General features: G+C 39.3%; 1 protein-coding gene. It reads left to right on the top strand.

Going from position 1 to position 399, the window contains the following annotated elements:
• Positions 1-399, top strand: a 399-nt coding sequence (locus E0D98_RS25985; RefSeq protein WP_131891554.1) for an acyltransferase, incomplete at both ends; no start/stop codon positions are given.

Genomic DNA, 399 nt, shown 5'->3' with positions numbered 1-399 from the left:
TGGCGATAGAGTAGTAATTCAACCGGGATTATGGGCTTTAGCATTGAAAATTGATAACAATGAACCGATCCTGAATATAGGAAATAACGTTTATATTGGTCGCTTCTTACATATTGTAAGTGTGCGCCGTGTAGTTATCGAAAAGGATGTTCTCATCGCCGATAAGGTATATATATCAGACAACCTTCATGAGTATAAAGATATTCATATTCCAGTAAGCCAGCAGCCTGTTGTATTCAAAGGTGATGTGGTTATTAAGGAAGGCGTCTGGATAGGGGAAAATGTTTCCATCATTGGTGCTTGCATTGGCAGAAATAGTGTGGTAGCGGCAAACTCTGTAGTGACGAAGGATATACCTGATTATTCTGTTTGTGCAGGTGTACCTGCAAAAGTTATCAA

Source organism: Escherichia sp. KCJ4928 (assembly GCF_004352695.1).
Lineage (GTDB): Bacteria > Pseudomonadota > Gammaproteobacteria > Enterobacterales > Enterobacteriaceae > ECMA0423.
Note: the sequence above shows the minus strand (reverse complement) of the source record. Positions and strands in the feature narration are given on the sequence as shown.